This is a genomic window from Clostridium sp. YIM B02569, from assembly GCF_022320765.1.
Classification (GTDB): domain Bacteria; phylum Bacillota; class Clostridia; order Clostridiales; family Clostridiaceae; genus Clostridium; species Clostridium beijerinckii.
The window spans coordinates 70140-85436 of record NZ_JAKJJX010000017.1 but is presented as its reverse complement, the minus strand read 5'-3'; the positions used below and the strand labels follow the sequence as shown (position 1 = coordinate 85436).

Sequence of the window (15297 nt, the reverse complement as noted above, 5' to 3'; positions counted from 1 at the left end):
TTATAAAAATAATTTTTAAATATAAGGAGGCATATCTATAATGAGTTTATATGATGATAAATATTTAGCCATTGCTAATGATATATTAGAAAATGGTTACTTCGATAATAACAGAACTGGAGTCAAGACTTATAAACTACCTCATCAAATTATGCAATTTAATTTAGAAAAAGAATTTCCAATACTAACAACAAAATTTGTGGCATTTAAAACTGCCGTTAAAGAACTTCTTTGGATCTTTAAAGATCAATCAAACAGTGTAAAAGAACTTCAATCTCAAAACGTAAAAATATGGGATGAATGGATGATGGAAGACGGAACTATTGGAACTTCTTATGGTTGGATAGTGAAAAAGTTCGATCAAATGGATAAATTAATAGATGCATTAAAAAATAACCCACAAGATAGAAGAATGATGATTAATTTATGGCAGATTCCATACCTAGATAGCGCTCCTTTATATCCTTGCTGCTTTCTTACAATGTGGGATGTAACAGATGGGAAGCTCAACTGTATGCTTGTTCAACGAAGCGGAGATTGGGGACTTGGTGTTCCATTTAATACATCTCAGTATGCTGTATTAGTTCATCTGTTAGCTCAAGTTACTGGACTTAAGCCAGGATTATTTACTCATGTAATAAATAATGCTCATATATACGAAAATCAAGTAGATGGTTTGAAACTTCAACTTACAAGAAAAAATGATGCATATAATGCTCCAAAACTTTGGATCAATCCAGAAATTACAAATTTCTATGATTTTACTCCTGACGACATAAAATTAGAAGATTATAAGCATCATGAATCTATAAAAATGGACGTATCAGTATAATTAAATTTAAGGCATATGAAAGAAAATAATATACTTTTTGATTGTGCCTAAGATAGGTGGGATAATAAATGATTTCAATAATTGTTGCTATTGCTAAAGATAATGTAATCGGGAAAGATAACAAATTATTATGGCATATTTCAGAGGATTTAAAGAGATTTAAAAAAATAACTACAGGCAAAAAAATGATTATGGGTAGAAAAACTTTTGAATCATTGCCTGGAATTTTACCAAATAGAGAACATATAGTTCTAACTAGAGATAATAATTTTAATGTAGATTCAGATAAGGTGACAATAGAGCACGATTTTAATTCAGTACTTCAAAGATATTCGGAGTGTGAAGATGAAGTCTTTGTAATTGGAGGTGCTGAAATTTATAAACAATTTCTCCCTTATGCAAAGAAATTATACTTAACAAAAGTAGATGAAGAATTTGAAGGCGATACATATTTCCCTGGAATTAATTATTCAAATTATAATACTGAATACACATCAGAGAAATTTATTGATGAAAAGAATGGATTGCATTATACCTTTGTAAATTTAATACAGGCATAAATATACGGTAATATCAGTTTTAAATTCATATTACTATATCATAATTACGAAGAATTACATTCTATTTTAGAAATGGGCTACAATACAACTTTAAAATAAAAAATCTTTAGAATTGGGGAATGTATTATGAAATTTGTAACTTTTAAGCATGAAGGTATAGAGCAAGTAGGAATACTAGCTCTCAATGAGCAAGGAGTTTATCCTATGAAATCTCTTGGCATTAATTATGATAGCATGATCAGTTTAATAGAAAACATAACAGATCATGAAATGGATCTTCTACAAAAATCATTAACTAATAATGATAAGGAATATATCTCCATAGAGAATATTTCTAAAATGCCTCCAATACCTAATCCTAATCAAGATATTATTTGTTTAGGTATCAACTATATGGAACATGCAGTTGAATCTGCTCGATATAAAAACGAAGCCTTTGGTGGAGATAGACCATATGCAGTATATTTTTCTAAAAGAGTTAATACTGCGACTGCTGATGGTGATTATATCCCTAGTTATCCACAAATAGTTGATAGTCTAGATTATGAGGCTGAATTAGCAGTGATCATTGGAAAAGACGCTAAAGATGTACCTAAAGAAAAAGCTTTTGATTATGTTTTTGGTTATACTATAATAAATGATGTGAGTGCAAGAAATCTTCAAACAAGACATAAACAATGGTATTTTGGTAAAAGTTTAGATGGTTTTACTCCAATGGGGCCTTGTATTGTCACTAAAGATGAATTTGTTAATCCTCCAGTATTAAGGATATGCTCTAGAGTTAACGGAGAGCTAAGACAAAATAGTACTACTGATCTTATGATTACTTCAATACAAGACGTAATTCATGAATTGTCTCAGGGAATTACTTTAAAGGCTGGAACTATTATTGCAATGGGAACTCCAGCTGGTGTGGGCATGGGATTCATACCACCTAAATTCCTAAAGACTGGCGATATAGTTGAATGCGAAATTGAAGGTATAGGCTGTCTTAAAAATATTGTAAAGTAAATAGTAAATTTAAATTAAATAGGATAAGAAAATGAGGGTATTTCATTGCTGAAATGCCCTCACTTTCTTATCCTATTGTGTCCTATGTTAATCCTATTGAAGAATAACCTAATTAATTTTTCATTTCCATGCTATAATTAAACATTAAAATAAACCATGCACCTCGCTTCGTTATTAGTTTTCTATACGTTACTAATGCAGTTAGCTCAGACCAGATTGATCCACGGCACATGGAAGGAACCACTTATCGCTGCTTCCTTCCAGATCTGACGAGGTTCATGGGCTTCCATTGCGTGGGACCCAGTCATCAACACCACTTACAAAAGTCAGACTATAAATCGCTAATACCTAAGCGAGGAATTCAATCCTGCTATAGCGGATTGCAGGTTACAGGGCACCGCTAACTCCCCATCTAGCATGGCAATGGTGGAATGATAAGGGTTTGCACCTTAATTTCTCCTATTGAGAAAATCGTCTCTTCTCAGACGTCAAACCATGTTAATCATTGCTTTTATCAAAAATATATTTTTAAAATTATTATTAATTTATTAAATGTCATTTTTGATACTTGTTAATGATAACACATAAAAAGTCTAAATTCAAGAACATTATTACTGTCTTTATGTTAAATTTATTCCATACATACCATAATACAATAACAAAATTAAATTTATATCAATTCTTCCCTCATATTTTTTATTTAAATAAGCCTTAAATCTTTTCAAATTAAAGATTATCTATTCTTCAACAAGAATGATATGCTCTTTCTCTACGCCAGCTAAAGCTGCAAATATTTCAAATAAATTGCTGTCATTAACCTGATTTTTATATTTTTCATAATATCCAACAGCATGTTCTTCTTTTTGCTTTGCTAATTGTAAAAGTGCACTATCACTATCATATCTATCATAGCTAACTTTACTTAAATTAGGAGCCTTTATAAAATCACCTAGTCTTTGGTGTATTCTTGAATGACATATTTCTATTTTTGATAATGCTCCAAATACTTTTTTGACTTTATCATTTTTAGCTCTCATAGCTGCCGTGTTATAAAAGTCACCATTAAAGAGCTCAAGCTTAACAGCATGATCTAAAATCTTCAAAGTATTTTCATCAAACAAGTCACTTTGTACTGTAATTATTTCGTTACTTTCACTCAAATACTCCTTACCTACACCACAAAATGGACAATGAATAATATTGTCTATCGAATTCTTATTAATAAAAGCTTCTTCATTAAAATTAAAATTTATTTCATTTATTTCCATACCACATATTTTACACTTCAAATAGTCCATCCCCCTTAAATTTCATATATATTTTAACATACTTTTCATAGACTCATTGCTTTAATCTCATCTTTTTTTAGTTTTTTAAAATAACTATTCTTTTCTAAATTGATATACTACATACTAATCTAGCTAAGGCAACTCCCCCTATGCTTAAAAATACATTTAATAAAATGTTAGCAATTCCAAATAAGTATCTTCCGTCGCTAATTAAATTTATTGTTTCATAGCTAAATGTTGAAAATGTTGTTAGCCCACCCATAACACCTGTTGTTAAAAAAAGCTTTAAATTGGGCGATATCAAATCTGTTGAAACACTTAGTTCCATTATCATTCCTATAAGGAAACCTCCGACTACGTTTACTATTAATGTTCCTAATGGAATATTAGAATTTATCATTTTTGCTGATTGCATGGTCACTAGGTATCTCATTACAGCTCCAATGCAACCACCTATTCCAACATAAATAATCTTTTGCAAAATAATCTCCTCCTTAATAATAAAAAAACTCCCGCCTTCTAAAGCAAGAGTCTTTAACATAGCGTATGTCGTATTAACCTCGCTATATTTAATCAGTTTTTCTTATAAATGTTATTATATACCAGAGAGTTTCAAAAGTAAATTATAATTAACTTTTCGAACCTAATTTGTTTCTAATATAAAGTAACTTTATAACTACAGTAACTACTACCAACAAAATTATTATGCTCATTAATTCAAGCATAAAAAATTCTTCTGGTAATGCATTTATTATAGGATCAGTTCTAGGATCAAATATCCAGTAATTATTTCTAAAGAATATTTTATGAAAATAAATAAATGCTTTGGAAAAATCCTTTGCTGATATTGCACCAACAAATATGAATATTACTGCCATCATATTTACACCACTATTGAAATTTGCTATAAGCCTCTTTTTTAAATCATTTGATTTATTAGCCAATACTTTAAAGATTATAACGCCAATAAATATTATACTAAATACATATAGCGCTATAAATATTCTCTTCACCTCAAAAAAGTGTATCCTTCCGAATTCACTCATAGGTATACTATTAAACTTTAATTCCTTAATAAACGGATTCTGAACATAATAAATTACTCTTTTATAGTTATCCATTAATATTTCTGTTGATAATCCAGTGTATTCATTTAATTTATATCTTTGTATTGCATAACCATATATACTAGTTGTATTTAAAACACTTAAAACTATAATGGATATAATTGATATCGCATAAAATATATCTCTAGAAATCCCCAAAGCTATTCTTAAAACTTTTGAAAATATACTCTTATTTATATGAATTCACTTCCTTAAATAATCTAATTCGCCTTTAATAAAACCACTTATGATTCAAAATCACAAATGGTTTTATTATAAAAATTATAAATGTTCTAAATTGTGTTTTTCTCCATTGAAATATTAACCTCAATATTCATATCTCCAACACCCATTTGCACACATACAACTTTATCTGAACTCGCATTTGCAGTAAAGTTTCCATGTACAAGAGTTGGTGTAGATATATTTATATTAATATCTTCTTTTGAAAAATTAGTTGCTACAGTTGCAGTCAACATATTTGTTAGTTCTGAAATTGCACTTTGAGCCAATTCATCAAATTGTTCAACTGGCATTCCCATCATCATTGTAGATGCTATTCGTTTTGCATCATCTAAGCTTAACCCATAAATAACATTACCTTTAATGTCACCTATAATACCAACAATAATGACAACTCCAGGACTCTCTATGAATCTACCTCTTAGACTTATTCCCTTTTTCTCTACATCAGGTAACCCTAACTGTGGCAATACACTTGCAAAAGAATTTAATATTGGATTTATATAATTGACATCCATTCTCCTTCACCTCTTCCAAAGCCTATACTAATTGATAAATCTCCGAACTGAGTTTTTGCATTCGCAGAATAAGTAGTTTCTAATTCTGCTTTCGATATACTAATTGATTCTCCATGGAATGTGGTTGGCGGAGCAACCCTTAATCCAAATATCCTATTTCTTTTATTTATCATTGAACATGCATTTCCTGCCGCCATATTTGTTATCTCAGACATAACATTAAGCATTTCTTCAGTATTCTTTACCTCTCTCTTAAGCAATGCTTTTCCTATGCTATTAGCAGTTTCAAATGACATATCGAAAATTATTCTTCCTGAATACTTTCCTATAACCCCCATGACAATTGAAATTCCCTTACTAATTTTCTCAACATTTTCATTACTTTCATGTGTAATCACCGGCACTGTTTTAGTAAGCTTATTAAAGACATCTAATAGAGCCTCTCTAAACACTGATGAATATAGGCCTTCCAATTCTAAAAACAATTCTTCATCTGCCATAACTCTATTTATTAATAATGTTAATTCTTCTGCATCTACTGGCTTTTGTGCGTACCCACATACGTGATTCTTTTTCGCTTTTCTTACTATTTCATCATCCATCATAGAACTAACAATTATAACTTTAATATTAGGATCAATTTTATGTATTTCCCTTGTACATTCAAATCCATCAGTTCCTGGCATAGTCATATCCATTGTTACTAAATCCGGCTTCATATTTGTAACAACCTCAATAGTTTCCTCTAAGGAACCTGCTTCACCCACAACATTAAATCCACTTTCTGTCAATAAATCTCTCAATAAAGCAATTTGAAAAGGCGAGTCATCCACTATAACAATATTCACATTTTTCATAATTACACCACCTACCCCTTTATTTATAAATACAATCAACCTACCTAACTTTAATATCAATCTGTCTCACAATTCTCCTTCTTAAAATAACCATTAAATTTAATATGCTTTGTAAGTTAATCATATTATCATTATATTTTAAATTCTACTAATACTCAACGAAATTTCTACATAATATAATAAATTTATCATATTAATACATATTCTAGTTAAGATAAAAATCAGTAAATCACCCTATTTCTTATTTCATATTTATATTATATTTTGAGCTTGTCACTTTCTGTATAATTAATATTCCATCCACTATAAATAGCCCTATAAACTATCTTATAGGGCTATTTATATATGCTTATTATTTAAGTTTTACTAATAATTCACCTGTTTTAACTTGTTGTCCTTCACTTACTAAAACAGATTCAATAGTTCCTGCACTAGATGCAACAATATTTGTTTCCATCTTCATTGCTTCTACCACAAGTAAACTATCTCCTTCTTTTACACCGTCTCCTTCTTTTACAAGCACCTTGATTATGGTTCCTGGGATACTAGCTCCAACTTCTAGCTTATTATCAGGATCAGCCATCTTAGATGAATCATCCTTACCTGAATTACTGATAATTCTCTCAGTTTTATCTTTTATTTTAATTTCTCTTCTATTTCCATTGATTTCGAAATCTAAGGTTCTATTTCCTTCAGCATCAAGATCTCCGATTTTAACCAGTTGGACAATCATGGTCTTTCCTTCTGCTATTTCAATTTCACTGGTTTCTCCCTCTGCAAGTCCATGGAAGAATACATCACTGCCCATACGGCTTACGTCACCGTACTCTAATATAGATTTTATATATGCTTCAAATACATCTGGATATAATGCATAACTTATTACGTCTTTTTTGCATGGTGTGAACTTATACTTTTCTTTTAAGTATGTTTCAATCTTTCCAAAGTCTTCTGGTGGTAATAATTCACCTGGTCTAACAGTTATAGCCTCTTCTCCTTTTAGTACAATTTCTTGTAAATCCTTAGGGAAACCGCCTTCTGGCTGACCCATCATTCCTTTGAAATATGAAACTACAGAATCTGGAAAGGCCATATTCTTAGCTTTTTCAACTATATTTTCAGGAGTTAAATCATTCTTAACCATGAAGATAGCTAAATCTCCAACCATTTTTGATGATGGAGTAACCTTGATTATGTCTCCAAGCATATCATTTACATCTTTATACATGTATTTTACATCATTAAATCTATGTCCAAGACCAAAGCTCTCAACTTGTGGCTTTAAGTTTGAATATTGTCCACCAGGTATTTCAAATTTATAAATTTCAGCACTTCCTGATTTTAAGTCTGATTCAAACTGGCTGTATACTGGTCTTACTGTATCCCAATAATCAGATATCTTTTGAATTCCGCTTAAATTAATACCTGTATCTCTATCTGTATTACGAAGAGCAGCAACAACTGAGTTTAAAGCCGGCTGACTTGTAAGTCCTGACATTCCATTGAAAGTTGTATCAACAATATCAACTCCTGCATCTGCTGCCATTAATACTGTAGCAACACCATTACCAGTAGTATCATGAGTATGAAGATGAATAGGGATCGAAACTTCATTCTTTAATGCAGTTATAAGCTTCTTAGCTGCATAAGGTTTAAGTAGTGCTGACATATCCTTTATTGCAAGAATATGAGCTCCCATTTTTTCAATTTCCTTAGCTTTATTTACATAGTACTCTAAGCTATATTTATCTCTTTTTTCATCTAAAATATCTCCAGTATAGCATAATGCTACTTCAGCTACCTTATTGCATTTTAATACTTCCTCTAAAGATACCTCTATGCCCTTTAACCAGTTAAGAGAATCAAAAATTCTAAATACATCTATTCCGCTGTCAGCTGATTCTTTTATAAATTCTCTTATAACATTATCTGGATAATTCTTATAACCTACACCATTTGCTCCTCTAACAAGCATTTGGAACATTACGTTTGGAATTCTCTTTCTTAACGATTCAAGTCTCTTCCATGGAGATTCCTTTAAGAATCTATAAGCAGTATCAAAAGTAGCTCCTCCCCACATTTCAAGTGAGAATAAATCATTTCCAAAAACTGCTGTTGCCTTTGCAATATTCTTCATGTCCTGGGTTCTAACACGAGTAGCCATTAAAGACTGCTGAGCATCTCTCATAGTTGTGTCTGTAAGAAGCAGCTTATTTTGATTTTTTATCCATTTAACTACACCTTCTGGACCTTCTGCATCTAAAATCTGCTTAGTTCCGCTTAAGCCTTCTAAAGATGCTATAGCTGGAATATCTGGCACGTCATATTCTTTCTTAGTACCCTTAGTTTCATTTACGATCTTTTCACCAATGAACTTTAATACTCTGTATTCTTCATCACTTCTAGGCCTTATATCAAATAATTGTGGATTATTTGATATAAAGTTAGTATCACATTCACCTTTTTTGAAGGTTTCATTATTTAACACATTAATTAAAAAGTCTACATTAGTTTTAACCCCTGAAATTGTAAGCTCCTTGATTGCACGTATGGATTTTCTAACAGCATCATCAAAAGTTCTTGCATATGCAGTACTCTTTACAAGTAAACTGTCATAATATGGGCTTATTACTGCGCCACTATATCCATTTCCTCCATCAAGTCTGATACCAAAACCTGATCCTGTTCTGTAAACATCAATTTTACCTGTGTCTGGTGAAAAATTATTTGCAGGATCTTCTGTAGTTATTCTACATTGGATTGCATATCCTCTTGGCTGTATATCGTCTTGAGAGTGTATACCTACTTCTGCAGAGCCTAACTCATAGCCTTCTGCTATTAAAATCTGGCTTTGAACTATATCAATTCCAGTGACCATTTCAGTAATTGTATGTTCAACCTGGATTCTTGGATTCATTTCTATAAAGTAATGATTTCCGTGCATATCAACTAAGAACTCTAGAGTTCCTGCACTTCTATAACCTACAGATTTAGCTATTTTAAGTGCATCTACGCAGATTTCTTCTCTTTTTTCTTGTGTTAATGATAATGCTGGAGCAATTTCGATAACCTTTTGGTGTCTTCTTTGAATAGAGCAGTCTCTTTCATAAAGATGTACTATGTTACCATACTTATCTCCAAGCACTTGTATTTCAATATGCTTTGGTCCTTCTATATATTTCTCAATGAACATATCATCATTACCAAAAGCTTTTTTTGCTTCATTCTTAGCATTTCTAAAAGAAGGTAGAAGCTCATTTTCGCTTCTTACTATTCTCATTCCTCTACCACCACCACCGGCAGCAGCTTTTATCATTACAGGAAAACCACATATTTTTGCAATTTCAATTGCTTCTTCTTCAGAAGATATAGGTTTTTCTACCCCTGGTATTACTGGAACGCCAACTTCTTTAGCTACTATTTTTGATTTAATTTTATCCCCCAATTTTTCCATCATTTCTGATTTTGGACCTATGAATTCTATACCAGCTTCTTCACATCTTCTAGCAAAGTCTGGATTTTCAGATAAAAATCCATATCCTGGATGGATAGCGTCTACATGTTTTTTTAATGCAAGATTTATTATTTCGTCAATGTTTAAATAAGCTTCAACTGGCCCCTTATTCTTTCCAATTTGATATGCTTCATGAGCCTTAGTTCTAAAAAGAGCAAACTTATCTTCTTCTGTGTATATAGCCACAGTTCTTATTCCAAGTTCATGACAAGCTCTGAAAATTCTTATTGCTATTTCGCCTCTGTTTGCAACCAGTACTCTTTTAAATTTTTTCCCCAATTAAAATACAACTCCTTCAATGCTTATTATTTTTATTTCATATGAATTATCTTTTAATGCATGTGTTAGTTGTTAGAAACCAATTATGCAATTTTTATAACTCATAAGTTGTCATAATACAAATTTTGTTCATTAAAAAATTAATATATTGATTATAACATATTTGACGTTAAATGATACATATTATTTATCTTTTCTATGAATCTTTACATAATTCTCACTATGCCTGCAAGCTATTTTTTTTCACAAATATGAAATATAAAAAAATTTTTCTTTCATTTTTCTGTATTTATACACCATCTCATTTATCTAATTTTCTTTCAATTCTGACGTACAATTAGGACATCTTGTTGCCTGCGAATTAATTTCGGTGTAGCAGTATTTACATTTTTTCTTATCAGGAACAATATTTTCTCCCTTTTTCTTAGTAAGTTTGCTTATTTGCTGTATAATAATAAAAATTGAGAATGCTACAATCAGAAAATCTATTATGTTATTTATAAATATTCCATAGTTAACTGTAGCCACTCCTGCATCTTTAGCTTCTTGAACAGTTTTAAAATTTCCACTTCCTAAAGTAAAAAATAAATTAGAGAAATCAACTCTTCCCATCAATAAGCCAACTAGTGGCATTATAATATCATTAACTAAAGATGTAACAATTTTGCTAAAAGCTCCACCAATAACAACACCTATCGCTAGACTAACCATGTTTCCTTTCATAGCAAATTCTTTGAATTCCTTAAACATTTTTATTCTCCTTTTTCTTGCTTTATTGTTTAAATGCGTAACTGCATTAAACATAGACTAATCATTCATAACTTATTTTATTATCTGTGACTTTAAATTTTTTATTCTTGTGAATTATTTTATATTCATTAATTAATGAACATTAACATTATAGTGAAAATTATAACTTTCTACTTTATATTCTTTATTATCTATGTGTTGATTTCAGGCTATTGAAACTTAAATATACCAAAAAAAGAAATGTAAGAATATCTAATTTTTACAAACTACATATTCCTACATTTCTACTACATATATCTATACTCTTGTAAATTCATGACTTTTGTTTTTTATATTCTTTGATTGATAGACCAGTACACTTCTTAAACCAATTACTAAAATAGTTAGGATCATCGATACCAATTTTTTTTGAGATTTCATAAGCCTTCGCATTAGGGTTCTTGAGCATTTCAGTAACTATCTTTACTTTAGTATTTACAATATATTCTGAAAAAGTCTCATCAGTTTTTTCCTTAAAAATTCTGCTTAGGTAACTTGGATTAACATAAAAATATTCAGCTACCAGTTTTAAAGATAAATCTCGATTAGATATATTTTTCACTATAAATTTTTTAATTTGTTCTATACTTAAATTTTTATCCTCAGTTTCATTAGCATCATTTAGATTTATTATATTATTGTATACAACCATCTTTTCTTTAATATCCTTATATTCTTTTTTCTTTAGATATTCATCTTGAATCTCGTCTTTTAGCTTTAAAACTGAATTTCTTAATTCATCTTCATCTATAGGCTTAAGAATAAAATCATTCACACCAATCTTTATACTTCTTTTAGCATATTCAAATTCATTGTAACCTGTAATTACAATAACTTTTATATCTGGATACCTTTCTAATATACTTTTACTCATATCCAATCCATCTGTTACAGGCATATTTATATCTGTTAAAATAATATCTGGCTTTTCTTTATTTATTAGATTCAATCCCTCAACTGCATTAGAAGCTTCAGCTACTATCTCCATGCCAATTTCATTCCAATCAATGCAATTTTTTATTAGATCCCTTATAAGATGTTCATCATCAATTATCATAACTTTTATAATGTTATCCATAAAATAATCCACTTCCCTTTAGAATATTCGTTAGAAAACTTAATCTATTTCTTAATTCTAGGCATCTTAATAGTTATTCTGGTACCAACATTTTTTTTGCTTTCAACAATAAATTCGTGCTCGTCTCCATAGAACACTCTTAATCTTTCCTTTGTAGTTCTTACTCCAATGCCAGTAGTTTTATTTTCGTTTATATTTCTAACTTGTGATTCCTCCATGCCATTCCCATTATCTTCTAGCATTAATATAACTTTTTCTTCCTCTTGAAAGGTAGATATTCTTATCTTTCCTTTATTCTTGCTGCTTCTAATTCCATGATAAATAGCATTTTCAACTAGCGGTTGTAATACTAATTTTATTATCTTAAAATCGTCGCATCGTGGATCTAAATCATATTCAACCTCAAACATATCCTCATATCTTATATTTTGAATTATCAGATAGCTTTTTACCGTATTTATTTCTTCTTTTACAGTAATAATATCTTTTCCATTATTTAAGCTTGTTCTATAGAATTTACCCAAGGCTTTTATCATTTCATATATTGTTTTATTTTTTCCGAGTAGAGCTAAAGAATTAATAGTATCAAACGTATTGTATAGAAAGTGAGGCTTTATTTGTGACATTAACAAATTCAATTCATTTTGCCTTTTTATCTTTTCATCTTTACGTATTTTATCCAAAAGTAAATTAATTTGAGAAATTGCAATGTTATATCCCTTTTTTAATTCTCCTACTTCGTCGTTGTACGTTTTTATATTAACAATATTAAACTCTCCACTTTGAATCCCCTTCATTGATTCACTAAGCTTCTTTAAAGGCATTGTTATAAATTTAGATATTACTATAGACCCAATAATAATTAATAGGAAATTTATTATACTAAAACACAAAAGAAAATAATTAGTATACTTTGTTTGCTCCGGAGATTCATTGTATTCTGCCACAGTCGTCAGATTCCAGTTATAGTCTGAATTTTTAAGATTTGATATTATATAATCTTTATCTTGTATTTTTTCCTCTAAAAAAAACACTTTTGATTTAGAATCATTATAATTTTTTATTCTACTTAGTATTTTAGAGTCAACCTCTGAACCTGTTATCAATTCATCTTTATCATTCTTTATAATCAATTTTGTTCCATATTGATTATTTAGCTTCAAACTTAAATTATAGAATGCATTCTCGTTCATGTTTATAATTATCAAACCAATTTTTTCACCAGTATTTATATCATTTATTTCTCTTATGAGGGATACATAATTATTACCATAACCCTCAAAAAATCCTCCGCCATTTAATCTTAGTATATATTTACCCTTACCCTCTAGTAATTCATTATACCATTCAGAATTTTTAATCTTATCCATCTGAAAATCCTTATAAAAGACATTTTCAGAATAATACTTATTGCCATAGTTATCTAATACATATATTGAAGATATATTAGAGCTAAAATTAGTGAATTGTATCAGATAATTACTAATATTATCATAGGCAGTCCCTTCTTCCTGAACTCTCTTTAATGTATTTTGAACATTGTCACTTGATATAATCATCTTTGATACGTTATTAACATTATCAATTATCATGCTCGTATTAGTTTCTGCACTTTCCAAAACCTCAACTGAACTTTGTTTCATTTTTTCTATATTATAAATAGAATTTATTTTCTTATATGCAAAGGTAAGTATGACTGTTGAAAGCACAAAAATTATTGAAAAATATACAATAATCTTTATACTTATTTTTGAATTTAAATATTTATCCTTCAAATTCTTTAATATAAAAAATTTATTATACATTTAATCATATCCTCATCATTCTATTTTCACCATTTCCTTTGTGAAGTCTTCAGGACTTATTTGTCCTTTAAATAGCTTACTAACTAGCTCCTTCTCTTTGTTTCCCTTTTCTTCTCCTAAGTAAATATCTCCGTATAAGCTATATGATGCATTCTCTGTTAATGTCTCTAATTCCTTAGATAATTTATTTACATTGCTCTTATCATCAGTGTATTTCCACGCTGGAAGCCCTGAACCAAATTCAAAATATCTTTTTGATATTCTTTCAGCTATAAATTTTGCCGCATCAACAGCTTCTTTTTTATATTTTGTATTATTACTTACCATCAAGTGATCCACTGCTCCACCCAAAAATTCTTTATCATTCCCATCTCCCTCTTTAACTACCGGGAATTTCTTAACGATTACATTGTCCTTTATAGACGGATCCATATTCCCTATCTCACCAATGAACCAGTTTCCTGTATAATACATAGGAATTTTTCCTTGTTTAAATAAGATCTCAGATTCATCTCTTGTAAGCTCCATATTTGATTCATTAAAAGCTTTTGAATCTATTAATTCCTTTAATCTATATGCAGCTTTTAATATTGTATCACTTTTATTGGCACCTACATGCGGATCACTGACTCCACCTATTCCACCTTCCCGTAACGCTAAGATATCATAATAGAGAATTCCTGTCCAATTGTCTTTTTCACCTACTAAAAGAGGTGTTATACCTTTATTCCTAAAAGCTTTTACTGCATCTAGGAATTCATCATAATTTTCTGGCACTTTAATATTTGCTTGTGAAAAGAGCTTTGTATTACAATAAAATGTTCCAACTGATAAAGTCATTGGTAATCCATATATGTTGTTATTATAGGTTACATTATTAAGCATATCTTTATTAATCTTATCTTTTGTATCTTCATCTATATATTCATTAAGATTTAATACCTTTCCAGATTCTATGAATGGCTTACTAAAGCCACCTCCCCAAGAATAAAATATATCAGGTAACTCGTTTACGGCAAATGCTGTCTTTATTTTTGCTTTATATCTTTCATTTTCTACAGCCTCAACTTTAATTTGGACATTAGGATTAGCCTTATTCCATTCTTCCACCGTATCCTGAATTATCCTTCCATTAGCATCCATTGTAGTTTGTGACCATATATGCCACATTGTTAATGTTATTTTTTCTTTATTTTCTGTGTCATTTTTTTTATCTAAAGAACAGCCATTTAAACTAACTAAAAATATTAAAATTATAGGAAATAAAATTACTTTTTTAATAATTATCCCTCCCCAAAAAAACTGATAATTAGGTCGATGATGATCAATCATTTAAATTTTCCTTCTTTAACTATATCTGTATTATGCTTTTACTGCAAGTCTTCAAATTCCTCTTAAAATATAAATATACTTTAT

13 protein-coding genes and 1 other RNA gene are annotated in these 15297 nt (G+C 29.7%); 3 read left to right on the top strand and 11 right to left on the bottom strand.

Annotated elements, in window-relative coordinates; genetic code table 11:
- Window positions 1-40 precede the first annotated feature (40 nt).
- The 3 genes from L3B96_RS16220 (at window position 41) to L3B96_RS16210 (ending at window position 2403) form a co-directional block, all read left to right on the top strand.
- Window positions 41-832 (top strand): thymidylate synthase, encoded by a 792-nt coding sequence (locus tag L3B96_RS16220; RefSeq protein ID WP_017212280.1) that lies wholly within the window; start codon window positions 41-43, stop codon window positions 830-832.
- Between the two features lie 68 nt (window positions 833-900).
- The gene (locus L3B96_RS16215) at window positions 901-1392 is read left to right on the top strand and encodes a dihydrofolate reductase (RefSeq protein WP_012061103.1); all 492 of its coding nucleotides are present in this window, start codon (window positions 901-903) and stop codon (window positions 1390-1392) included.
- A 126-nt stretch (window positions 1393-1518) separates the two neighbouring features.
- A complete protein-coding gene (locus L3B96_RS16210) occupies window positions 1519-2403 on the top strand; it encodes a fumarylacetoacetate hydrolase family protein (protein WP_238948073.1) in 885 nt (294 codons plus the stop codon).
- 154 nt (window positions 2404-2557) lie between these two features.
- Here L3B96_RS16210 and ffs read toward each other — a convergent pair.
- The 11 genes from ffs to L3B96_RS16155 all read right to left on the bottom strand — a co-directional run bounded on the left by ffs (window position 2558) and on the right by L3B96_RS16155 (window position 15213).
- Window positions 2558-2824: signal recognition particle sRNA large type (gene ffs / locus L3B96_RS16205), an RNA gene on the bottom strand.
- Window positions 2825-3140: 316 nt separating this feature from the next.
- On the bottom strand, window positions 3141-3692 hold the full coding sequence (locus tag L3B96_RS16200; protein WP_012061105.1) for a ferritin-like domain-containing protein: 552 nt from the start codon (window positions 3690-3692) through the stop codon (window positions 3141-3143).
- 103 nt (window positions 3693-3795) lie between these two features.
- Window positions 3796-4173, bottom strand: coding sequence for a fluoride efflux transporter CrcB (gene crcB, locus L3B96_RS16195; RefSeq protein ID WP_023974908.1), 378 nt, complete (start codon window positions 4171-4173; stop codon window positions 3796-3798).
- Window positions 4174-4321: 148 nt separating this feature from the next.
- Window positions 4322-4957: a TIGR01906 family membrane protein gene (locus L3B96_RS16190; RefSeq protein WP_012061107.1), complete on the bottom strand. Its 636-nt coding sequence runs from the start codon at window positions 4955-4957 to the stop codon at window positions 4322-4324.
- A 134-nt stretch (window positions 4958-5091) separates the two neighbouring features.
- On the bottom strand, window positions 5092-5559 hold the full coding sequence (locus tag L3B96_RS16185; RefSeq protein ID WP_012061108.1) for a chemotaxis protein CheX: 468 nt from the start codon (window positions 5557-5559) through the stop codon (window positions 5092-5094).
- Window positions 5541-6416 (bottom strand): response regulator, encoded by an 876-nt coding sequence (locus L3B96_RS16180; protein WP_023974910.1) that lies wholly within the window; start codon window positions 6414-6416, stop codon window positions 5541-5543. The genes L3B96_RS16185 and L3B96_RS16180 overlap by 19 nt, the downstream gene beginning before the upstream one ends.
- Before the next feature lie 352 nt (window positions 6417-6768).
- Window positions 6769-10209: a pyruvate carboxylase gene (locus tag L3B96_RS16175; protein ID WP_077829451.1), complete on the bottom strand. Its 3441-nt coding sequence runs from the start codon at window positions 10207-10209 to the stop codon at window positions 6769-6771.
- A 309-nt stretch (window positions 10210-10518) separates the two neighbouring features.
- On the bottom strand, window positions 10519-10959 hold the full coding sequence (gene mscL, locus L3B96_RS16170; RefSeq protein WP_012061111.1) for a large conductance mechanosensitive channel protein MscL: 441 nt from the start codon (window positions 10957-10959) through the stop codon (window positions 10519-10521).
- 313 nt (window positions 10960-11272) lie between these two features.
- Window positions 11273-12076, bottom strand: coding sequence for a response regulator (locus L3B96_RS16165; protein ID WP_012061112.1), 804 nt, complete (start codon window positions 12074-12076; stop codon window positions 11273-11275).
- 44 nt (window positions 12077-12120) lie between these two features.
- Window positions 12121-13881, bottom strand: a complete 1761-nt coding sequence (locus L3B96_RS16160; protein ID WP_041900559.1) for a sensor histidine kinase — start codon at window positions 13879-13881, stop codon at window positions 12121-12123.
- Between the two features lie 15 nt (window positions 13882-13896).
- Entirely contained in the window at window positions 13897-15213 is a 1317-nt protein-coding gene (locus tag L3B96_RS16155; RefSeq protein ID WP_023974913.1) for an extracellular solute-binding protein, read from the bottom strand.
- Window positions 15214-15297 lie beyond the last annotated feature (84 nt).